Raw genomic sequence first — 20,815 nt, 5'->3', positions numbered from 1 at the left:
GATTACAACGCGGTGTAGCTTCCGGTCCCTGCCGCATCCAATTCAAGCAAGTAACCGATACCGGTACCGGTATAGGTAAGGCGAACTTTCGATCCGCTCCCCCCGGTGAACAGAAGTTGACCTGAAATAGGATCCCCATAGGCGGTGGTGGTGTTGGAAAGCGGGGTCAGTGTGGTCAGCACGACATAGCCGTGATCTGGGTGGTAGAAGGTTCCCTGCATGGTCGTCGTACCAGTAGAGACGACTGTGGTGAAATCCTTGTACCAGTACGTCCTGCCGCTGGTGCCCTCGGTGAAGATCATGGACACGGTGATGGTTTGGTCAACACCATTGACGAGAGTCATCTTGCCTTTCACCGTGATCACCGGCCCTGAGTCGGCACCGTGATTCACTCCAATTCCTCCGATCTGCAGGGAATTGATAACGATGGTCAGCCGCTCCAGCTCTCCACTCTCTTGGGACACATAGCCGTTGACGGACACGCTGCCCGAAATATAGGCGGAATCAGCACTCGCCTGGTAGGCATTATAAGTGAAGGTTGCCGCCAGCCTTCCGGTCGCAGGATCGAAAGAACCGGTGTAGCTGAACGAACCGCTGTATCCTGGTTGGCTTCCACTGGTAGTTTCCGCTACAGTCTTGGCCACGGCCGGTTTCTGAACCACGGAGGAGACGCTTCTATCAAAGATGTCGGCGAGTTCCTTTATCGTGAGCGAGCCTTCCGGAGTTCCGGCAACGCTCTTTGCAATCCCTCCTAATGCCGACAGGCTACCATAACCGTCGACGACATCGATCGACATCTCGGTTGCATTGCTGACCGTCAGGGCGCTAGCAGAGGTCTTCCCCGTGTAGCCCGAGGTGTCGCCGCCACCGCCGCCACATCCAGCCAACGCCACCAGCACAGTTACCACCGTTATTACTTTGGCAAACTTCTCAATCATCTCATCTCTCCTTTGTTCAATGCATTGCAATGACGGGTGAATCTCGAGCAGCAATCGCGGCAGAATAACATCTCAATTAATGATGAACAACGAAAAATATCAAAGAGGCGGCATTCCTCCCCCGGTGAGGTTGGCATAAAGTAGCAGCTCCACGGGAAAGGGGCGGTGCCTGCTCTCACGCTTCCCGCGCGGGCTATTGCCGCAAATTTAGGCGAGCTGCGTCCTGATTTGCCGCCCACTCCTTGTAGTGCCACGCCTGCAGGCCCGCACCATCATAAAGTCATTTTATGTTTGAATCCGGCAACATGAGTCGCCAGTGGTTCGCGTATACTGGCTCGTTTGTTCCCACTGGCACAGCTCCTGCTCTTCAAGGTGAATGCTTCACGGCAGTTCAAGGGCAACGGCGCCCGCTACGCTTTGGAAACGGAGCTTGTGCTTCGGAAGGAGGCGACATGGGTGAGCAAGCGAAAGTTTTTATCGGTGACACCACGTTGCGCGACGGCGAACAGACGGCAGGGGTCGTCTTCAGCACCCGCGAGAAGATCGCCATCGCCAGGCACCTTGACGCCATGGGCGTGCACGAACTTGAGTGCGGCATTCCGGCCATGGGCGAGGAGGAGCGCGACTCAATCCGGGCTCTGGTCAATCTGGGGTTGTCGGCCCGCCTCATCACCTGGAACCGCGCCCTGATCCCGGACATCGAGGCGAGCATCGCCTGCGGCATAGGCGCCGTGGATATCTCGTTGAGCGTCTCGGACATCATGATCCGTCACAAGATCAACAAAAGCAGAGACTGGGTGCAGGAACAGCTCAAGCGCGCGCTCGGCTTCGCCAAGGAGAAGGGGCTGTACGTCTGTGTCGGTGGTGAGGATGCCAGCCGCGCCGACGGCGAGTTCCTCATCGAGTTGATGCGTACCGCCCGCGATAACGGCGCCGACCGGTTCCGTTACTGTGACACGCTGGGCATCCTCGACCCCTTCGCCATGTGCGAGAAGGTGGCGCGCCTAACGACCGCTGTGCCTGAGCTGGATATCGAGGTTCATACGCACAACGATCTGGGTCTTGCCGCGGCAAACGCGCTTGCCGGTGTCAGGGGAGGGGCGCGCTACATCAGCACGACGGTGAACGGTCTCGGGGAGCGCGCCGGCAACGCGGCGCTCGAAGAGGTCGTGATGGCGTTGAAGGTCGCCTGCGGCGTCGACGTCGGCATCGACACCAGGCGATTGCGCGCGGTTTCGAGACTGGTAGGGCGGGCCTCCAACCGCGAAGTGCCAGCCTGGAAGGCGGTGGTGGGGGAAAAGGTCTTCTCCCACGAATCCGGGCTGCACGCGGACGGCGTGTTGAAGGATCCCCGAAACTACGAGGTATTCCCGCCGGAGGAGGTGGGGCTCGCCAGGCACATCGTGGCCGGCAAGCACTCCGGCACCAACGGGATCGTTGAGAGCTACCGCCAGATCGGTATCCCGATCACCCGCGCCGAGGCGCAGGAATTGATGGCGCTGGTGCGCCACACCGCGCAGCGCATCAAGGGCCCGCTTGGCGAGAAGGACCTGGTAAAGCTGCACCAGGCGCGCTCCGTCTCCCTTGCGGCATAGACCGGAACGGTGAGCGGTGCGGTCGAAGCTGCCCCCCCAGAAGGTGCACAATACTTAGGCAGATGCCTCGATGAACAGCTCGACATGTTACGGAATCGGCAAATTGTAAACGATATACGTAAGCAAAAGTAGCAAGTTACAGTTTGGCACGGTAGCTGCAAAAGGTAAGATCAAAACCGAATAGGGATACAGCGAGGTATTCCAAGTAGAGAAGAAGGCAAGGGCGCCACCGTAGCAATACGGTGCGCCCTTTTTTATTGGAATTCGCCTCGAAACCAAAAGAGCCCCGTGCCACAACCGGACCGGAGGAGATCGGACGAGACCGAAGGGTTTGTCAGAGTGGCTGACGAAGTCGGTCGAGCGGTCACCGCAAGGACGGCGGCGGCAGCGGGGCACAAAAAAAGGAGAAGGAACATGAGACAGATCGCGATCTACGGCAAAGGCGGCATCGGCAAATCCACCACCACCCAGAACACTGTGGCAGGTCTGGCATCCCTCGGTAAGAAGGTCATGATCGTCGGCTGCGACCCCAAAGCTGACTCCACCCGTCTGATCCTCCACGCCAAGGCCCAGTCCACCGTCATGGACCTGGTTCGCGAGCTCGGCACCGTCGAGGATCTCGAACTCGAGGACGTGCTCAAGGTCGGCTACGGCGACGTCAAGTGCGTCGAGTCCGGCGGTCCGGAGCCGGGTGTGGGATGTGCAGGGCGTGGCGTCATCACCGCCATCAACTTCCTCGAGGAGAACGGCGCCTACACCCCTGACCTCGACTTCGTCTTCTACGACGTTCTGGGCGACGTCGTCTGCGGCGGGTTCGCCATGCCGATCCGTGAGAACAAGGCGGAGGAGATCTACATCGTCTGTTCCGGCGAGATGATGGCCATGTACGCCGCCAACAACATCGCCAAGGGAATTCTGAAGTACGCCACCTCCGGCAAGGTCCGTCTCGGCGGACTGATCTGCAACTCGCGCAACACGGACCGCGAGGACGAACTGATCGAGGCGCTCGCCGCCAAGCTCGGCACCCAGATGATCCACTTCGTCCCCCGCGACAACCAGGTCCAGCGCGCAGAGCTGAGAAGGATGACCGTCATCGAGTACTCCCCGGAGCACAAGCAGGCCGAAGAGTACCGCGAACTGGCCCGCAAGATCTACGAGAACAAGATGCTGGTGGTGCCGACCCCGCTCACCATGGACGAACTCGAGGAACTGTTGATGGAGTTCGGCATCATGGAAGCCGACGACGAGTCGGTGGTCGGGGTGGCAGAGGCGGCAACGAAGTAGCCAACCGCCCGTTTACTCCCTCTCCCTTTCGGAGAGGGGCGGGGTGAGGGCCATCCTGTAGCTGTCATCTCACTCCTGCCAACGCCCTCACCCGGCCTTCGGCCACCCTCTCCCGTAGGGCGAGGGTATGCGGAGCAGGGGAGGGGGATCACCAATAACTGCGAGCCCGGGCAACCGGAGCCGGAGGGAACTTATGTCCACTGAAATCAAGACAGTAGAAGGAATCACCAAAGAGTCCACCCAGGCCATGATCAACGAGGTCCTGGAGCTCTATCCCGAGAAGGGGAAGAAAAAGCGCGCCGCGCACCTCGCCCCCAACGACCAGGCTTCCGGTTCGGCCTGCGTGAAATCGAACAAGAAGACCGTCCCCGGCGTGATGAGCGCCCGCGGCTGCGCCTACGCAGGCGCCAAGGGGGTGGTATGGGGCCCGATCCGCGACATGGTGCACGTATCGCACGGCCCCGTCGGCTGCGGCTGGTACTCCTGGGGAACCCGGCGTAACCTCATGAGCGGCATTACCGGCGTCAACAGTTTCCCGATGCAGTTCACCTCCGACTTTCAGGAGAAGGACGTCGTCTACGGCGGCGACAAGAAACTCGCCACGCTGCTCCAGGAAGCGAAGGATCTTTTCCCGCTGGCGAAGGGGATCTCGGTTCTCTCCGAATGCCCGGTCGGCCTGATCGGCGACGACATCAATCAGGTCGCCAAGGTAGCCTCGAAGGAACTGGACATTCCCGTCATACCCTGTAACTGCGAGGGATTCCGCGGTGTTTCCCAGTCCCTGGGGCACCACATATCCAACGACACCATCCGTGATTACATCATCGAGACCCGCGAGTTCCCGGAGCCGGTCGGCCCCTACGACATCGCTCTCATCGGCGAGTACAACATCGGCGGTGACGCATGGTCCACCAAGCCTCTGCTCGAGGAGTGCGGGTTCAACGTCAAGGCGGTCTGGACCGGCGATGGCGAGATGGACCGCATCGCGGCCACGCACCAGGTGAAGCTGAACGTGATCCACTGCTACCGTTCCATGAACTACATGTGCAAGGTCATGGAGGAGAAATACGGCATCCCCTGGATCGAGCTCAACTTTTTCGGCCCGACCAAGATCAGGGAAAGCCTGAGAAAACTTGCCGAACTCTTCGACGACAGCATCAAGGAGAAGGTCGAGGCGGTGATCGCGAAATACGATCCGCAGATGCAGGCGATCATCGAGGAGTACAAGCCGCGCCTGGACGGCAAGAAGGTGATGCTCTACGTGGGCGGTCTGCGCCCCCGCCACACCATCAACGCCTACGAGGACCTCGGCATGACCTGCGTCGGTTCCGGCTACGAGTTCGCCCACACCGACGATTACGACAGGACCGCGTCCGAAATGCCTGATGCCACAGTCGTTTACGACGACGCCTCCGAGATCGAGATGGAGCACTTCGCCCACATCCTTAAGCCCGACCTGATCGGCTCCGGCATAAAGGAGAAGTACCTGTTCCAGAAGATGGCCATCCCGTTCCGCCAGATGCACAGCTGGGACTACTCCGGCCCCTATCACGGCTACAAGGGGTTCCCGATTTTCGCCCGCGACATCGACATGGCGGTCAACAGCCCGACATGGAAACTGGTAGAGGCGCCGTTCTAGGGCTGACCAACTTTGGCTCTGAGACAGCTCCCCCTCCCTTGACGGGAGGGGGCAGGGGGGTGGGTGAAGCCGCAAGCGGAGCAGGCTCTGGCACCTACCCCCACCCCCTAACCCCCTCCCGCAAGGGGAGGGGAATAGACCTAACTGCATGGCGGTGTGACGGATGAGTCTCGCGCCAAAGGAGATATGCAATGGCAAACAATCTTGGACTAAAAGTCAAGCCGGTCACCGAAATACCTGAAGCTGAAGTGAACAGGGTGGCGGCCTGGATCAATACCGAGGAATACAAGGAGAAGAACTTCGCGCGCCAGGCGCTGGTGATCAACCCGGCCCACGCCTGTCAGCCGCTCGGTGCGGAGCTGGCAGCCCACGGCTTCGAGGGAAGCCTCCCCTTCGTGCACGGTTCCCAGGGGTGCGCCTCCTACTACCGCTCCACCCTGAACCGGCATTTCCGCGAGCCGGCTCCGGCGGTTTCCGACGCGATGACCGAGGACGGCGCCGTGTTCGGCGGCCAGAACAACCTGCACGAAGGTCTCGAGAACAGCTACAAGCTGTACAAGCCGAAGATGATCTCGGTCTTCACCTCGTGCATGCCGGAGATCATCGGCGACGACCTGACCGCCTTCATCAAGAACGCCCGTATTAAAGGATTCGTCCCGAACGATCTCCCCATCCCGTACGCCAACACCCCGAGCTTCAACGGCTCGCACATCCACGGCTACGACGCCATGCTGCTTGCCATCCTGCAGACCCTCACCCAGGGGAAAAAGGTGGAAGGGCGCTGCACCGGGAAGCTGAACCTGCTCCCGGGCTTCGATGCGAACACGGGTAACATCAGGGAGTACAAGCGGATTCTCGAGGCATTCGGCATCCCCTACACCGTCCTGGCCGATATCTCCGATGTCTTCGACTCCCCGAACGACGGGACCTACCGTCCGTACCCCGGGGGGACCAAGCTCGAGGACGCGGCCGACTCCGTGAACGGGAAGGTCACCCTGGCCCTTGGGACCTACTCCACCGCCAAGACCTACGGCTGGCTCAAGGACAACTACTCCGGCAAGCACGCCAGCATCCCGATGCCCTTCGGTATCGCCAAGACCGACGCCTTTTTGTTGAAGCTCTCCGAGCTCACGGGCAAGCCGATCCCCGCGTCGCTCAAGGAGGAGCGTGGCCATGCGGTCGACCTCCTGACCGACGCGCACCAGTACATTCACGGCAAGAAGTTCGCGGTCTACGGCGATCCCGATTACCTGCTCGGCCTGGTCTCCTTCCTGCTCGAGGTGGGCGCAAAGCCGACCCATGTGCTCTGCTCCAAGGGAACGAAGAAGCTGGAGAAGGAGTTGCAGGCGCTGCTCGACTCCTCGCCGTTTGGCAAGGAAGGGAAGGTTTACGTCAACAAGGATCTCTGGCACCTGCGGAGCCTCGTGATGACCGAACCGGTGGATGCCATCATCGGCGACACCCACGGCAAGTTTGCGGCGCGCGACGCCAAGGTGCCGCTGTTCCGCTTCGGCTTCCCCATCTTCGACAGGGTGAACCTGCACCGCGAGCCGCTCATCGGCTACCAGGGCGTCATGAACATGATGTCCACCATCTGCAACAAGTTCATCGACGTCGTCGACGAGACCTGCGACGACAGGCAGTTCGAGATGATGCGTTAAAACCAAAACCGTTAGCCACGGAGGTCACGGAGAAAATCTGAGAGAGGCAGAAGCTTAGGGTTTTAAACAACTTCTTTTGGTTTTCTCAGAAGTACTCAGAAGTTCTCCGTGGCTAACGGTTTCAGCCCCGCAAAGGAAAGGAGGCTCCAATGGCGAAGCCGGATTGGTACGACACGACAGATTGCGAAACACACGACGCTGGGGCTCCCAAGTTCTGCAAAAAGTCCGAACCGGGGGAGGGGACTGAACGCAGTTGCGCTTACGACGGCGCGCGCGTGGTCCTCATGCCCATCACGGACGTAATTCACCTGGTGCACGGTCCCATCGCCTGCGCCGGGAACTCCTGGGACAACCGCGGCGCCCGCTCCTCGGATTCCCAGCTCTACCGCCGCGGCTTCACCACGGAGATGCTGCAAAACGACGTGATCTTCGGCGGCGAAAAGAAACTCTACCGCGCCATCCAGGAACTGGCCGCGCGCTACCCGGAGGCGAAGGCGATCTTCGTGTACGCCACCTGCGTTACCTCTATGACCGGCGACGATATCGAGGCCGTCTGCAAGGCCGCCAGTGACAAGGTGAGCGTCCCGGTGATCCCGGTGAACACCCCGGGCTTCATCGGTGACAAGAACATCGGCAACCGCCTTGCCGGCGAAACTCTCTTCAAATACGTGATCGGGACCGCCGAGCCCGAGTACACCACCGACTACGACATCAACCTCATCGGCGAATACAACATCGCAGGCGACCTGTGGGGTATGCTGCCGCTCTTCGACCGGCTCGGGATCCGCGTCCTATCCTGCATCAGCGGCGATGCCAAGTTCGAGGAGCTGCGTTACGCGCACCGCGCGAAACTGAACGTCATCGTCTGCTCCAAGAGCCTGACCAACCTCGCCAAGAAGATGCAGAAGGATTACGGTATCCCGTATCTCGAGGAATCCTTCTACGGCATGACCGACGTCGCTAAGGCGTTGCGGGACATCGCGCGCGAACTCGACGACCGCGTGAATGGTCTGGAAAAAAGGGTGATGCAGGACCGGGTGGAGAGGCTGATAGCCGAAAGCGAGGCCGCCTGCCGCGCCGAACTTGCTCCTTACCGGGCGCGCCTGGAAGGGAAGAGGGCGGTGCTGTTCACGGGTGGGGTGAAGACCTGGTCCATGGTGAACGCACTGGCGGAACTCGGGGTCGAGATACTCGCCGCCGGCACCCAGAACTCGACCCTGGAGGACTTCTACCGGATGAAGGCGCTGATGCACGAGGACGCCTCCATCATCACCGACACCAGCACGGCGGGGCTACTCTCGGTCATGTATGACAAGCTCCCAGACCTGATCGTGGCCGGGGGCAAGACCAAGTACCTGGCCCTGAAAACCAAGACCCCTTTCCTCGATATCAACCACGGCCGCTCGCATCCCTACGCGGGATACGCAGGCATGGTGACCTTCGCGAAGCAGCTTGATCTGACGGTGAATAACCCCAGTTGGCCTGCTCTCAACGCCAGGGCGCCGTGGGAGAAGGATGCCGCAGCGCTGGAAGCTGACCTGGCCGTGACCTCGGGACACGCGGACAGGATGGCCTCCCTCGATATGAAGGGATCGCGGGTCAAGGTGCCCAGCAAGAACGCGACAGTGAACCCGCAAAAGAACTCCCCGGCGCTGGGGGCGACGCTGGCCTATCTCGGTATAGACGGGATGCTGGGCCTTTTGCACGGCGCGCAGGGATGCTCCACTTTCATTAGGCTGCAGCTCTCCCGGCACTTCAAGGAGTCCATCGCCCTCAACTCGACCAGCATGAGTGAGGATGCCGCCATCTTCGGCGGTTGGGAGAACGTGAAGATCGGCCTGAACCGGGTCATGGAGAAATTCAAGCCTGCGGTGGTGGGGGTGATGACCACGGGGCTCACCGAGACCATGGGCGACGACGTCAGAAGCGCCATCGTTCAGTTCCGCGAGGCGCATCCTGAGCACGATCACATTCCGGTGATCCACGCCTCGACCCCTGATTACTGCGGCTCCATGCAGGAAGGGTATGCCGCTGCCGTCGAAGCGATCGTCCTGACGGTCCCGGAAGGGGACATCCCCATACCTGGACAGGTGAATATTCTCCCCGGATGCCAGTTGACGCCAGCAGAAGTCGAGGAAATCGCTGAGCTTTGCCGGGCGTTCGGACTGGATCCTCTCGTGGTCCCGGACATTTCCAACGCGCTGGACGGCCACATCGGCACCACCGTGTCGGCCTTGTCGGTAGGAGGAGTCGGCGTCGACAGGATCAAGGCTGCCGGCAGGAGCGTGGCCACGCTGTACTTCGGCGATTCGCTCGCCGACGCCGCCGGAATCCTCAAGGACAGATTCGGCATTCCGGGCTACGGGTTCACCTCCATCACCGGCCTCGTCGAGTCCGACCTCCTGATGACGACCCTCGCTGCGATCTCTGGCCGTCCGATTCCGGAGCAGCTCAAGCGCTGGAGAAGCCGCCTCATGGACGCCATGGTCGACTGCCACTACCAGTTCGGGCAGAAGAAGATCGCTCTGGCGCTGGAGGCGGACCATCTGAAGGGAATGACCAATTTCCTCGCAAGCCTCGGCTGCGACATACAGGTAGCCATCGCAGCAACCAGGACGCGGGGGCTTGACCTGTTGCCGGTTGAGAACCTGTTTGTCGGAGATCTGGAAGACCTGGAGCAGAGTGCGGCGGGTGCGGACCTCCTGGTCGCCAACTCCAACGGTCGTCAGGCGGCAAAGAAGCTCGGAATCGGCGCGCACCTAAGGACCGGGATGCCGGTTTTCGACCGGCTCGGCGCGCACCACAAGATGTGGGTGGGGTACCAGGGAACGCTGAACCTGATTTTCGAGCTGGCCAACATCTTCCAGGCCAACGCAAAGGAAGCCCAGAAGCTGGCGCACAATTAGAAGCAGGTTGAGGTTTTGACCTCAACCTTAACCCGCTTTCAAGGAGACCGAGCTATGAAGATCGCTTTTACAACCAGCACGGGCGAAACCATCGATATGCATTTCGGCCAGGCGGAGTCCTTCCACATTTGGGAGGTGGGCCCGGAAGAGGCGCATTACATCCAGACCGTCTCCGTGAGTGAACACGGCAGCGACGAAGAGGACCGTATCGCCGCCAGGGCCAACCTGCTCTCGGGCTGCGCAATCGTCTATACGATGCAGATCGGCGGGCCTGCTGCTGCCAAGCTTGTGGCCAAACGCATCCACCCGATGAAGACCAACGTCGAGGTGGGTCTCAAGGAGTCGATCGAGAAGATGCAGGAGGTGCTGCGCGGCAACCCGCCACCCTGGCTGCGCAAGGCCATGAACAAGGACCAGGTGGGATCGTTCCTCGAAGATGACTGATAGCCTTCGCTTGGAGGGTGGAAGCTGGTGAAGGAGGGGGGGCGCGTTCCCCTCCCTGACCCTCCCCCTCCAGGGGAGGGGACATCCAAGCAAATATGACCAATAAACAAAGGAGAATCATCATGGCTTTTATTACCGGTTTGACCAAAAGCAGGAAAGAGTGGACCCCTGAATTCATCGTCTCCATCGACGACGAAACCTGCATCGGCTGTGGCCGCTGTTACAAGGTTTGCGCTCATGACGTGCTGAGCTTCGAAGAGCTGGACGAGGACGATTCGGCGAAGATGTTCATGAAAGTCGAGAATCCTGGCAACTGTATCGGATGCGGGGCCTGCGGCCGGACCTGCTCCAAGAAGTGCTTCAGCTTCGCGCCGGTAGAGGCGTAACACCTCGCAGTCGCAGGATTTGGGAGAGTACGTCCCCCCCCTGCCAGAGGGAGAGTACGTCACCCCCTGCAGAAATTGTCACCCCCTCTCCCTCTGGGAGAGGGGTAGGGGTGAGGGCGTTGCCAGTGCCAACCCTGCAGTTTAAGTCAACTTCCTCACCCGCCCTCCAGGCACCCTCTCACCAAGGAAGAGGGGAGGTTCAGCGTAGGATTAATCGGAGGTCTTCATGTTATTCGCGGTTGCATCCAGGGATGGTAAGGAAATTAATCAGCACTTCGGGCACGTTGAGCGCTTCCTCATTTACCGGGTCGAAGACGACGCAGTTACTTTCCTGGAGGAGCGGCCCGTCGAGAAATACTGCCGTTTCGACCCGGAGCACCCGCTGCGCGCCCACACCTTGAAAGACACCGCCGTCGCCCTCGAGGGGTGTCGCGCCGTGGTCTGTTCCATGATAGGCGAAGCTCCCAGGATGGAACTCGAACGTCTTGGCGTCGAGCCGTACGTGGTCGAAGGCGAGATAGAGCCGATTCTGAAGGATCTTGTCAGGATCTTGTAATAGCTGCCTCTGCAGAGTGCGTTTTTCATCTCAACCTTAGCCTTAATCTCAATCTGCTTTAGTGGTGATTCAATGGAGAATTCATTCAACCACTGCAACCTCCCCCCCTGGGTCATCGCCTCTCGCCACTTCAACGACAACCCGCAGCCCTTGGAAATCCAGGGGGTACGCGCGGTGAACCGGTTTTTCTTCGACAAGCTTGATGGCATCGCGGCGCACGATGAACGCGCTTCAGTCTTCAACGACTACATGTCGGTGAAGTTCCAGTTGCACCAGTGGCAGCAGGAAACCGCCACGGCACGCAAGAGTCTCAAAAACAGCTACCTCCGTTTCCTCAGGGGGTGGATGATGGACTCGAACTCGGTGGAGGGGGCGGTGCTGAAGGGGTGGGTAGAGAGCAGAATGGGGCTTGCCCCCACTTTCCACAACGTGCGCATCTCCGGGATTCACGACGAAAACTACCTGCAGTACGCAGTAGACCGCACCAAGGGAAGCGCGCGCACCTCCGCCATAAACTCGCAGCTTGACCTGCTCTACGAGTACTGCCAGTACGAGCTCGCCAAACGGTATCCGGGGCGTCAGCATCTCACCTTGTATCGCGGCACCTTCGACCGATCCGAATACGACGTCCTGGAGACGATATCAAAACGGGAAGAGATCGTTCGGCTCAACAACCTTAATTCCTTCACCACCGACGAGGAGCGTGCCTGGGAGTTCGGGTTCATCGTATGGGAGGTGCAGGTCCCACTGGCAAAGATTTTCTTCTACAGCGAGCTTTTGCCCAACTCCATTCTGAAAGGTGAGGGGGAGTGCCTGGTCATCGGCGGTGAGTACCGCGTCAAGCGGCTCATGTGCACGGTGTAGATGCTGTAAAAGGGGCAATGCCAACGGGCTCCTCAGCTACGGTTGCCGCTCATCACCGGTCATGCCCTGCAACAAGGGCGACATGCACACCAGTTGTTCGGCAAGAGCGGAAATTTCAACAACCAACTCCCTGGGAAGTTTCTTTTTCCACCGGGACGGGATGGCCTCTTCTCCGTAATATGCACCGGCAAGGGCGCCTGCTATGGCACCGGTCGTGTCTGCGTCACCACCTTGATTCACAGTATCGACGATACACCCTTCGAAAGAGCGCGAGCGGAAGAAGCAGTGAAAGACCGTCTGCATCGTGTCCACCACGTAGCCCGTAGCAAGCCCTTTGTACGGGTCGAAAGTAAAGGATGGGTGAGTGGCGATGAATTGGTCTGCTTCCCTGCGCAGTTGTAGCATCGATCGCCCGGTGAGCGCCAAATGCAGCAATCGCCCGAGGGATATCGAGGCTGCATCGGAGTAGGGATGGTTGTGGGTGAGGTGGGCCTGCTCGAGGGTGATTCGCTCCAATAACAGATCGCTCCCGACGGTGCAGAGTGCGACAGGCAGCGTCCGCATTACCGCTCCATTGCCGCCATCCCACTCGTTGGGAGGGGTCTCCAGCACGCCGCGCAACATGTAATTCCTGATGCCGCGCCGGCACGTGTCGCCGACATCGACCGGCTTGGACTTGAGCCACCCGGCCAGATGATTGGCGGCGGCCTGCAGACTCCAGGCTCCTTCCTTTACGGCTGCCCGGGCCAGACATAGAGACATCTCCGTATCGTCGGTCACCTGCCCAGGTTTCAACCTGAGCCAACCGCCGCCAACCATCTCCTTCAGCACACCGTACTTGTCCTTGATTTCCCCACGGGTCATGAACTCGACCGGTGCCCCGAGCGCATCACCTACCGCCAGGCCAATGAAGGCACCCCGGGCCCGGCTGATAACGTCCCTATGTGCAGAAGAAATGACCATGGGCGAAAGCCTGCAATATCCAATCCGTTGTCCCTGCTCTACCCATGAGCCCTGCAGGGGCTCAGGTTTTCCATGTTTCCGCGTTATAGGGAGCCTGAGTTGGAGCAGGGGGAATGCCGTCAGCTTAGGCAATGCCCAAAAATTAGTCGAAGCACTGGTGGCGGAAGGCGGGGTGCTCGTGAAAGGAAGCAAGACTGCTGGCAACACTCAAGGCGGGGCCACTGCCGTGCGCGCAAGCGGCGGTTGCTACAGCTAAATCGCCGATTGTTATCACTTTTTGCTGTTTAGTTCCACCCTGGCCGTGTCATCGACTGGAGTAGTCGGAAAAAACGTAGACACTGCCTTGCGCTGTCAGTGGCACGTTAAATGCTGATAGGAGGCAAAGGTACAACGATGTATCTGACAATGACGGCAACGATGCCCGGCGGATAGAGATCCGACCGGGCATTTTCTTTTTCAGGAACGGGTCAAGGAGGATACCATGGCAACCTCGTGCGAGAAGATGAAGAAGATTCAAGGCCATCCCTGCTTCGGTGGCAACCACCACAAAAACGGCAGGATGCACCTGGCTGTGGCCCCGAAGTGCAACATCAAGTGCGGCTACTGCACCAGACGTCACGATTGTGCCAACGAATCGCGGCCGGGCGTGACCAGCCGGCTGCTCACGCCGGAGGAGGCGATCGTCAGGGTGCGCGAGGTAATGGCAAGCCCGGTGACGGGACCCATCATCAAGGTGATCGGCATTGCCGGTCCCGGCGATCCACTTTTCAACGACGAGACGTTCGAGACCTTCCAACTGGTGGACCGCGAGTTTCCGGACCTTATCAAGTGCATGAGCACCAACGGGCTGCTGCTGCCGGACAAGATGCCGGTCCTGAAGGCGCTGGGGCTGCACAGCCTGACCGTGACCTTGAACACCCTCGACCCGGTGGTCGGCGGCCAGATCTACTCCTACGTGCATTACCAGGGCACGACCTACAGCGGCAGTGAGGCGGGCGAACTCCTGGTGCGCAACCAGCTCGAAGGGATTCGCCAGGCCGCAGAACTGGGTATGACCATAAAGATCAACACGGTCCTCATCCCTGGTGTCAATGACGCGCAGATACCGCTCATCTCGAGAAAGGTCAAAGAGCTGGGCGCATTCGTCATGAACATCATGCCGCTGATTCCACAGGCCGATTTCGCTCACATCGAGCCTCCTTCCGCGGATCATCTGGACGCGCTGCGCCGCGACAACGAGAAGACCATCGGGCAGTTCAAGCACTGCAAGCAGTGCCGGGCTGACGCGGTGGGGCTGATCGGCGAGAACCTGCAGTTGGCCGTGACAACGGCGAAATGACATGCCAGGCCCGCTTCTTCCTTCCGATGTCGACTCGTTTCTCACCATGGCTCTGGCTGAAGGCTGGATCTGCGGGAGATGGGAGATGGAGTTTCTGTTGCAGGCGTTCCCGCAAGGGTGCCTGGTAAAGCGCGCAGGCGGCGAGACGCTGGGGTATGTCACCTCGCTGCGCCACGACAAAAGCGGCTGGATCGGGAACCTTCTGGTGGCGCCGGTGGCGCGCAGGGGGGGCATCGGCACGGAACTTTTGACGGGGGCGTTGCAGGCTCTGCTGGAGGCTGGCGTGGAAACGGTCTGGCTGACCGCTTCGGCGAAAGGAGTCGAGCTGTACAAGAAGCTCGGCTTTCTCCCCATCGACAGCATTAACCGCTGGGTAGGGGAGGGGGGGGCGCCTCCGTCATGGTCACCCTCCCCGCGTCTCGACCATGAGATGCTGCGGCAGGTGGATAGCGCGGGGTGGGGCGACCGGCGCGATGCGCTGTTGAGTGTAGCGTGCGGCAGGGGGCGCGTCATCTGCGGCACTTACTCGTTTGTCTGCATCCAGCAATGGGAACAGGGAACGCAGCTCGGGCCGTGGGGTGCGCTCTTCGAGGGGCAAGCGGCGCCACTACTCGATCTTGCCCTGGCGGCCGCCGGGGGCTCCGTGTTCCTCGATGTTCCCGCCGGTAACGTCGCGGCCGCATCGCTGCTCGCCCGTAAGGGATTCTCTATCAGGGGCAGCAATACACTCATGTACCTCGGCGCCCGTCCCCAATACGCCCCTAAAAAGATATTCGCACTGGGCAGCATGGGTAGCATGGGGTGACACGATGGATAAGCCGGTAAAAGAGTATGGCGGTAATGTCATAAACCGGTAAGTAAGCAGCAAAAGTAAAATGCCGTATACACCAGGAGGTTAGCATGTTGGTCGTCGCCTGCATAAAGCAGGTTCCCGATACTACGCAAGTCCAGATAGATCCTGTAACCAATACACTTATCAGGGACGGGATACCGTTCATCATCAACCCCTATGACAGCCACGCCCTAGAGGAGAGCTTGCGCCTCAAGGACAGCCATGGCTTCAAGGCGGTTGCTCTTTCAATGGGACCGCCCAATGCAGAAGCGACGCTACGGAAGGCGCTCGCGCTGGGCGTCGACCGCAGCATCCTCATTTCGGACCGTGCCTTCGGCGGGGCCGATACGCTTTCCACCAGCAATGTCCTGGCCGCCGCCATCAGCAAATTGAGCGAGCAGGATGAAGTGGGCATCGTCTTTTGTGGCAAGCAGACCATAGACGGCGACACCGCGCAGGTGGGACCGGGCATCGCGGTGCGTCTGGGGTACTCTCAGCTGACGCTCGTGGATCGGATCGAGAAGATCGACCCGTTGCAAAAGACGATCGTTGTGCGCCGCAAGCTGGAGGGACGCTACGAGATCGTCGAGGCGCGGCTCCCCGCCATGATCACCGTGGTGCGCGAGTTGAACCGCCCGCGCTACCCGACGGTGCCCATGCGGCTTTCCTCCGCCAGGGCGCAGGTGGAGTGCTGGAGCAACGAAGAGCTGCGGCTGGACGTGAACAGCGTCGGGCTGAAAGGATCGCCCACCTGGGTCAGCCGGATTTTTTCTCCGGAGCGCAAGGAGGGGGAGATCATCGGCGACGGCATGAACGATCCGGCGGGCGCCGCCAACCTGCTGCTCGACCGCCTCATCGACGGCGACATGCTGGCGGTTTAACAAACACCAGTCACAAACGACCTCGACCGTCCCCTCCCGCAGGTAAGAGTGGACAGGGCGAGTGATTATTCGCCCCTACAGGACAATACCGACACAACTAACAAGGTGCCCCATGACTGAACCAGTGAAACTAAAGAAACCGCGCGGCAAGGCACGGGTCATACCCGGCAAGTGCGTTGCCTGCGGCGCGCGCTGCCAAAGCGTCTGCCCGGTGAACGGCGTGGAGATGAGCGAGCAGGGCGAGCCGGTTATCGAGGCGGAAAAATGCATCGGCTGCGTGAAGTGCGTCAAGGCCTGCCCGGCCGGCGCGCTGGAGATGTTCTACACGCCGGAGGAGATCGCCATCATCGCCAGCTTTGAAAAGCACGGCGGCGCAGAGGTGGACGAGGAAGAACTGGAGCGCCGCCGCAAGGTCTCGGCATACAAAGGAGTCTGGGTCTTCATCGAGCACAACGACGGCGAGGGTGCCAGGGTCTCCTGGGAATTGACCGGAGCAGGGCGCGAGCTCGCCGACCAGCTCGGAGTGCCTCTCTCGGCGGTAGTGATCGGCAGCGGTGTGGAACACCTCGCCAGCCACGCTTTCAGCTATGGGGCCGACCAGGCCTACCTGGTGAACGCCCCCGTGTTCCGCCAGTACCGCACCGAGCCCTTCCTGGAGGCGATGTGCCATCTCATCGAAAAGCACAAGCCGGAAGTGGTGCTGATGGGTGCGACGGGCATGGGGCGCGACCTGGCCGGGGCGGTGGCGACCCGAGTCCAGACCGGGCTCACCGCCGACTGTACCGGCCTTGGTGTCGACGCGAAAGGAAACCTGATGCAGACTCGCCCTGCCTTCGGCGGCAACATCATGGCCACCATCATGTGCGACCGCTTCCGCCCTCAAATGGCCACGGTGCGCCCGCACGTGATGCCCATGCCTCAGCGGAACAGCGACAGGACCGGCAGGGTCATCCACGAGACCTGCACCATCTCCGAGACTTCCATCTTCACCCGCGTGCTGGAGGTGATAACGGAAAGAGGGGCCAAGGACAAGGTCGACGTGGCCGGTGCCGAGTTCATCGTATCAGGCGGCCGCGGACTGATGGCCAGGGAGAATTTCAACATGCTGGAAGAACTGGCCGAGGAGTTGGGCGGCGTCGTCGGCGGGTCGCGTAGCGCGGTCGACGCGGGGTGGCTTCCCCAGGACCGCCAGGTCGGGCAGACGGGAAAGACGGTACGCCCGAAGATTTACATCGCCTGCGGCATCTCCGGCGCCATCCAGCACCTGGTTGGAATGCAGGATTCCGACGTGATCATCGCCATCAACCGCGATGCGGAGGCGCCCATCTTCGAAGTGGCCACCTTCGGGATCATAGGGGACCTGTTCCAGGTGGTGCCGGCACTGACGGCGCGAGTGCGGGAGCTGAAGCAGCGGCCATAGCCATCCCCCCAAAACAGTCAACGAAAAGGCGCCGGGGCGCTGAGGCGCAAAGTGAGACATCGTGAACCCCGCCGATGTAGCCGGCACCATTTACCACGTACATTCGTCCTTACGTCTCACCGGGAGTCCCCATGGAACAGACAGTTTTCATCTTTTTGCTCACCGCGTCCCTCACCGTTTTTGCTTTTAGTTGTTATCGAAGGCTGGCACTTATCAGCGTCGGCAAGAACGAGTACCGCTTCGACTGTCCCCTCGACCGGCTCAAAGAGGTGCTGGTCTACGCGGTCGGGCAGAAGAGGGTGATAAGCCGCCCCTTCGGCCTGAACCACGGCATCATCTTCTGGGCCTTCCTGGTGCTGGCCCTGGCCAACTTCGAATTCCTGGTTTCCGGGATCTTCCCGGCGGTTTCCTTCGCGCTGCTCCCCGACCTGCTGCGCGGCGCGCTGCTGTTCCTTTTCGACATCTGTTCCCTGGCGGCACTGCTCGCAGTGGCGGTCGCGGCGGTGCGTCGCACGGTGAGCCCTCCGTTTCAGGGCGCCCGCACCTTTGAGGCGTACTTCATCCTCTCGATGATCGCCACCCTCATGCTGGCCTACTTCGGGCTGAACGGCGTTCGCATCGCCCAGGGGGCGCTTGCCGCAACAGCCGCGACGCCGGTGTCGAACCTTGCCGCACGCGTGATTGCCGCCACCACCGCCGCCGGTGCCCTGGCAACAACCGGGATCGTCTTCTGGTGGATCCACGCCGTGGTGCTCCTGGGATTCATGAACTTTCTCCCCTACAGCAAACACATGCACATACTTACCGCCATACCGGGCGTCTTTCTGCGCAACATGGGAAAGAGCAACACGCAGGAGCGCGAGACCTTCGTGGAAGGAAACAGTTTCGGTGCGGCGACGCTGGACCGGCTCTCCTGGAAGGACCTGCTGGATTCCTTTTCCTGCACCGAATGCGGACGCTGCCAACAATCCTGTCCCGCCTCCACCACCGGCAAGGCCCTCAACCCGCGCGGGGTGATCCACGCCATCAAGGTGAACCTGCTGCGAAACGGCGCCGTCATGGAGAAGCTTTCCGGGGACGCCGGGGCGGAGCGCTGCATCTCGCTGATCGGCAACGGGGAAAAGGGGAGCACCACGGAGGCCGCCCTCTGGAGCTGCACTTCGTGCGGCGCCTGCATGGAGGCGTGCCCGGTCTTCATCGAGCACCTCCCGAAGATAGTCCAGATGCGGCGGCACCTGGTGCAGATGGAGGCCCGTTTTCCAGAAGAGCTATTGAACCTGTTCGAGAACCTGGAACAGCGCTCCAACCCGTGGGGCATGGCACCGTCGGAGCGGAGCAAGTGGAGTTCGCAGTTGAGCCTGCGCCCCTTCGAGGCGGGTGCTACCGAGTACCTTCTTTTCGTCGGCTGTTCCGGCGCTTTCGACGCCCGCAACAAGCAGACCTCTGTTGCGCTGACACGCGTGCTGGACGCGGCCGGGGTTTCCTATGGAGTGCTGGGCAGGGAAGAGAGATGCTGCGGCGACAGCGCGCGCCGGCTTGGAAACGAATACCTCTTTGAGCAGATGACCAGGGAAACAGTGCGGCAGTTCCAGGTCAAGGCGGTGACCAAGGTGATCACGCAGTGCCCGCACTGCTTCACGACCTTGAAGAACGACTACCGTCAGTTCGGGCTGGAGCTCGAGGTGGTGCACCACAGCGAGCTTATCAGGGGACTGCTCGAGGACGGCAGGCTCGCCACGGCGCGGAAAGCGGAGCTGGGGAGGGTGATGTTCCACGACTCATGCTATCTCGGGCGCCACAACGACGTCTATGAGGCGCCGCGCGAGGTGCTGAAAAAAGCAACGGGGAATGAGGTCCTCGAGATGGGGCGCAACAGGGAGAACGCGTTCTGCTGCGGAGCCGGGGGAGGGCGTATGTGGCTCGAGGAGCACGAAGGGACGCCCATCAACCGCAACCGCGTGCAGGAGGCGCTGGCGCAACAGCCGGAAACTGTCTGCGTAAGCTGCCCCTTCTGCATGACCATGTTCGAGGACGGTATAAAGGAAATGACCGGGAGCCGGACCCAGGTCAGGGACATCGCGGAGGTGGTAGCGCTCTCCCTGTAGCTGGTCCCTCTTCCTCCATCCAGTTCATCAAGGTATAGGCTTGTTCCTCGTTCATGTGGAGATTGGAGTAGAGATATTCGGCATCTGTGTCCGGGTGTACCAGTTTGCGGATGTCGCCGTACTCCGGTGAATTCAGTACCCGTACGATACAGGGCTGCAACGTCGCTGAGGGGATGCCGAAAACCTGGCTGGTGAAAAGGCTCACCCTGGTCGGCCGGGGATAGACGCGCGATTCCTCCCGCACCGTCTCCACGATGGTGCGGGATGCGTCGGTGACGGCGGAACGAACCAGCAAGGCGGCGTACTTGTCGGTGATATGCGCGTCGCAGTAGAGATACAGCTCGCCACTGAAGGCCGACACGGTCTTGATATCCCGGTACTGCAGCTGGGTTTGCATCTCGTTGAGAAGGGAACAGATTTTCACCGGTTTGATGTCCGTGAAGAGAGTGAACATGGCGCTCAGCGGGGTGAGGGCGGTAATGACTCTGGAGTCCCTGCGGATCTTGTCGGCCATGGCATGCTTCACTTCCTCGAGTTTCCCCTTGGCGGCGGCATCTTCGACGCTCATGTGCTCCTGGGAATAGAGGAAAAGCTGACCGGAGGGAGTGACCAGGGTGCGTATGTCATTGGCGAGAGTGCCTGTTGATATCGCTTCCAGCACCCCATGCTGAAGCTCGTTCGGCAGCCCTTTGGCAAGGACGGTCAGGATGCGCGAAGAGGTCAACGCACCATACCTCTTAGAGTTGCGCCTGACATTGTGAATCAGCTTTGCCTTAACTTCTGCGATCTGTTCGGTCATACCCGTCGGACGGAAACTCTTTGTGGACGCTCTGTGGCTGTGTTCGGAGTGGAATCCCTCGTGCATTGTCAGTTGTACCTCTCACGGTGAGTATTAGCCAAACCTAATCGTCACAATAGTAAACCAGATTTCAGTTGTGTAAACAGTCTGCGGAATTTTTTTCTGAGTCCCACCCCACAGAGCGGGATCTCCTCTAGGGTGCC

Annotated in this window: 17 protein-coding genes; 14 read left to right on the top strand and 3 right to left on the bottom strand. The window is 60.3% G+C overall.

Annotated elements, in window-relative coordinates; genetic code table 11:
- Positions 1-2 precede the first annotated feature (2 nt).
- A complete protein-coding gene (locus tag KP001_RS05830) occupies positions 3-938 on the bottom strand; it encodes a hypothetical protein (protein ID WP_217288616.1) in 936 nt (311 codons plus the stop codon).
- A gap of 452 nt (positions 939-1,390) precedes the next feature.
- Between KP001_RS05830 and nifV the strand changes: the two genes are divergently transcribed.
- The 9 genes from nifV (at position 1,391) to KP001_RS05785 (ending at position 12,273) form a co-directional block, all read left to right on the top strand.
- Positions 1,391-2,533, top strand: a complete 1,143-nt coding sequence (nifV, locus tag KP001_RS05825; RefSeq protein WP_217288615.1) for a homocitrate synthase — start codon at positions 1,391-1,393, stop codon at positions 2,531-2,533.
- 414 nt (positions 2,534-2,947) lie between these two features.
- Positions 2,948-3,817, top strand: a complete 870-nt coding sequence (gene nifH, locus KP001_RS05820) for a nitrogenase iron protein (protein ID WP_217288614.1) — start codon at positions 2,948-2,950, stop codon at positions 3,815-3,817.
- A 193-nt stretch (positions 3,818-4,010) separates the two neighbouring features.
- Positions 4,011-5,456 (top strand): nitrogenase molybdenum-iron protein alpha chain, encoded by a 1,446-nt coding sequence (gene nifD, locus KP001_RS05815; protein WP_217288613.1) that lies wholly within the window; start codon positions 4,011-4,013, stop codon positions 5,454-5,456.
- Between the two features lie 191 nt (positions 5,457-5,647).
- A complete protein-coding gene (nifK, locus tag KP001_RS05810) occupies positions 5,648-7,117 on the top strand; it encodes a nitrogenase molybdenum-iron protein subunit beta (protein WP_217288612.1) in 1,470 nt (489 codons plus the stop codon).
- Between the two features lie 149 nt (positions 7,118-7,266).
- Positions 7,267-10,023, top strand: coding sequence for a bifunctional nitrogenase iron-molybdenum cofactor biosynthesis protein NifEN (locus KP001_RS05805; RefSeq protein ID WP_217288611.1), 2,757 nt, complete (start codon positions 7,267-7,269; stop codon positions 10,021-10,023).
- Between the two features lie 54 nt (positions 10,024-10,077).
- Positions 10,078-10,467 (top strand): nitrogen fixation protein NifX, encoded by a 390-nt coding sequence (nifX, locus tag KP001_RS05800; RefSeq protein WP_217288610.1) that lies wholly within the window; start codon positions 10,078-10,080, stop codon positions 10,465-10,467.
- A 122-nt stretch (positions 10,468-10,589) separates the two neighbouring features.
- Entirely contained in the window at positions 10,590-10,853 is a 264-nt protein-coding gene (gene fdxB / locus KP001_RS05795) for a ferredoxin III, nif-specific (protein ID WP_217288609.1), read from the top strand.
- A gap of 226 nt (positions 10,854-11,079) precedes the next feature.
- Positions 11,080-11,409: a NifB/NifX family molybdenum-iron cluster-binding protein gene (locus KP001_RS05790; protein WP_217288608.1), complete on the top strand. Its 330-nt coding sequence runs from the start codon at positions 11,080-11,082 to the stop codon at positions 11,407-11,409.
- A gap of 72 nt (positions 11,410-11,481) precedes the next feature.
- On the top strand, positions 11,482-12,273 hold the full coding sequence (locus tag KP001_RS05785) for an NAD(+)--dinitrogen-reductase ADP-D-ribosyltransferase (protein WP_217288607.1): 792 nt from the start codon (positions 11,482-11,484) through the stop codon (positions 12,271-12,273).
- 36 nt (positions 12,274-12,309) lie between these two features.
- On the opposite strand, the gene draG is transcribed toward KP001_RS05785, so the two are convergent.
- Positions 12,310-13,236 carry an ADP-ribosyl-[dinitrogen reductase] hydrolase gene (draG, locus tag KP001_RS05780; RefSeq protein ID WP_217288606.1) on the bottom strand — a complete coding sequence of 309 codons (927 nt, stop codon included), beginning with the start codon at positions 13,234-13,236 and terminating at the stop codon, positions 12,310-12,312.
- Positions 13,237-13,717: 481 nt separating this feature from the next.
- On the opposite strand from draG, the gene KP001_RS05775 reads away from it, so the two are divergent.
- From KP001_RS05775 to KP001_RS05755, 5 genes are all read left to right on the top strand, one after another.
- Entirely contained in the window at positions 13,718-14,575 is an 858-nt protein-coding gene (locus KP001_RS05775) for a radical SAM protein (protein WP_217288605.1), read from the top strand.
- Positions 14,576-14,660: 85 nt separating this feature from the next.
- Entirely contained in the window at positions 14,661-15,380 is a 720-nt protein-coding gene (locus KP001_RS05770) for a GNAT family N-acetyltransferase (RefSeq protein ID WP_239027907.1), read from the top strand.
- A gap of 95 nt (positions 15,381-15,475) precedes the next feature.
- The gene (locus tag KP001_RS05765) at positions 15,476-16,288 is read left to right on the top strand and encodes an electron transfer flavoprotein subunit beta/FixA family protein (RefSeq protein ID WP_217288603.1); all 813 of its coding nucleotides are present in this window, start codon (positions 15,476-15,478) and stop codon (positions 16,286-16,288) included.
- A gap of 112 nt (positions 16,289-16,400) precedes the next feature.
- A complete protein-coding gene (locus tag KP001_RS05760; RefSeq protein ID WP_217288602.1) occupies positions 16,401-17,708 on the top strand; it encodes an FAD-binding protein in 1,308 nt (435 codons plus the stop codon).
- A gap of 131 nt (positions 17,709-17,839) precedes the next feature.
- Positions 17,840-19,813 carry a (Fe-S)-binding protein gene (locus KP001_RS05755; RefSeq protein WP_217288601.1) on the top strand — a complete coding sequence of 658 codons (1,974 nt, stop codon included), beginning with the start codon at positions 17,840-17,842 and terminating at the stop codon, positions 19,811-19,813.
- Here the strand turns inward: KP001_RS05755 and KP001_RS05750 are convergent.
- A complete protein-coding gene (locus tag KP001_RS05750; protein ID WP_496198570.1) occupies positions 19,776-20,678 on the bottom strand; it encodes a YdhW C-terminal domain-containing protein in 903 nt (300 codons plus the stop codon). The genes KP001_RS05755 and KP001_RS05750 overlap by 38 nt on opposite strands.
- Positions 20,679-20,815: the final 137 nt, after the last annotated feature.

Source organism: Geomonas subterranea (genome assembly GCF_019063845.1).
In the GTDB taxonomy this organism is placed as follows: Bacteria; Desulfobacterota; Desulfuromonadia; order Geobacterales; family Geobacteraceae; genus Geomonas; species Geomonas subterranea.
Note: the sequence above shows the minus strand (reverse complement) of the source record. Positions and strands in the feature narration are given on the sequence as shown.

What these genes read in the sequence shown, in the direction of transcription:
- KP001_RS05830 (WP_217288616.1), bottom strand. Translation starts at nt 938, where the DNA reads ATGATTGAGAAGTTTGCCAAAGTAATAACGGTGGTAACTGTGCTGGTG.
- nifV (WP_217288615.1), top strand. Translation starts at nt 1,391, where the DNA reads ATGGGTGAGCAAGCGAAAGTTTTTATCGGTGACACCACGTTGCGCGAC.
- nifH (WP_217288614.1), top strand. Translation starts at nt 2,948, where the DNA reads ATGAGACAGATCGCGATCTACGGCAAAGGCGGCATCGGCAAATCCACC.
- nifD (WP_217288613.1), top strand. Translation starts at nt 4,011, where the DNA reads ATGTCCACTGAAATCAAGACAGTAGAAGGAATCACCAAAGAGTCCACC.
- nifK (WP_217288612.1), top strand. Translation starts at nt 5,648, where the DNA reads ATGGCAAACAATCTTGGACTAAAAGTCAAGCCGGTCACCGAAATACCT.
- KP001_RS05805 (WP_217288611.1), top strand. Translation starts at nt 7,267, where the DNA reads ATGGCGAAGCCGGATTGGTACGACACGACAGATTGCGAAACACACGAC.
- nifX (WP_217288610.1), top strand. Translation starts at nt 10,078, where the DNA reads ATGAAGATCGCTTTTACAACCAGCACGGGCGAAACCATCGATATGCAT.
- fdxB (WP_217288609.1), top strand. Translation starts at nt 10,590, where the DNA reads ATGGCTTTTATTACCGGTTTGACCAAAAGCAGGAAAGAGTGGACCCCT.
- KP001_RS05790 (WP_217288608.1), top strand. Translation starts at nt 11,080, where the DNA reads ATGTTATTCGCGGTTGCATCCAGGGATGGTAAGGAAATTAATCAGCAC.
- KP001_RS05785 (WP_217288607.1), top strand. Translation starts at nt 11,482, where the DNA reads ATGGAGAATTCATTCAACCACTGCAACCTCCCCCCCTGGGTCATCGCC.
- draG (WP_217288606.1), bottom strand. Translation starts at nt 13,236, where the DNA reads ATGGTCATTTCTTCTGCACATAGGGACGTTATCAGCCGGGCCCGGGGT.
- KP001_RS05775 (WP_217288605.1), top strand. Translation starts at nt 13,718, where the DNA reads ATGGCAACCTCGTGCGAGAAGATGAAGAAGATTCAAGGCCATCCCTGC.
- KP001_RS05770 (WP_239027907.1), top strand. Translation starts at nt 14,661, where the DNA reads ATGGAGTTTCTGTTGCAGGCGTTCCCGCAAGGGTGCCTGGTAAAGCGC.
- KP001_RS05765 (WP_217288603.1), top strand. Translation starts at nt 15,476, where the DNA reads ATGTTGGTCGTCGCCTGCATAAAGCAGGTTCCCGATACTACGCAAGTC.
- KP001_RS05760 (WP_217288602.1), top strand. Translation starts at nt 16,401, where the DNA reads ATGACTGAACCAGTGAAACTAAAGAAACCGCGCGGCAAGGCACGGGTC.
- KP001_RS05755 (WP_217288601.1), top strand. Translation starts at nt 17,840, where the DNA reads ATGGAACAGACAGTTTTCATCTTTTTGCTCACCGCGTCCCTCACCGTT.
- KP001_RS05750 (WP_496198570.1), bottom strand. Translation starts at nt 20,678, where the DNA reads ATGCACGAGGGATTCCACTCCGAACACAGCCACAGAGCGTCCACAAAG.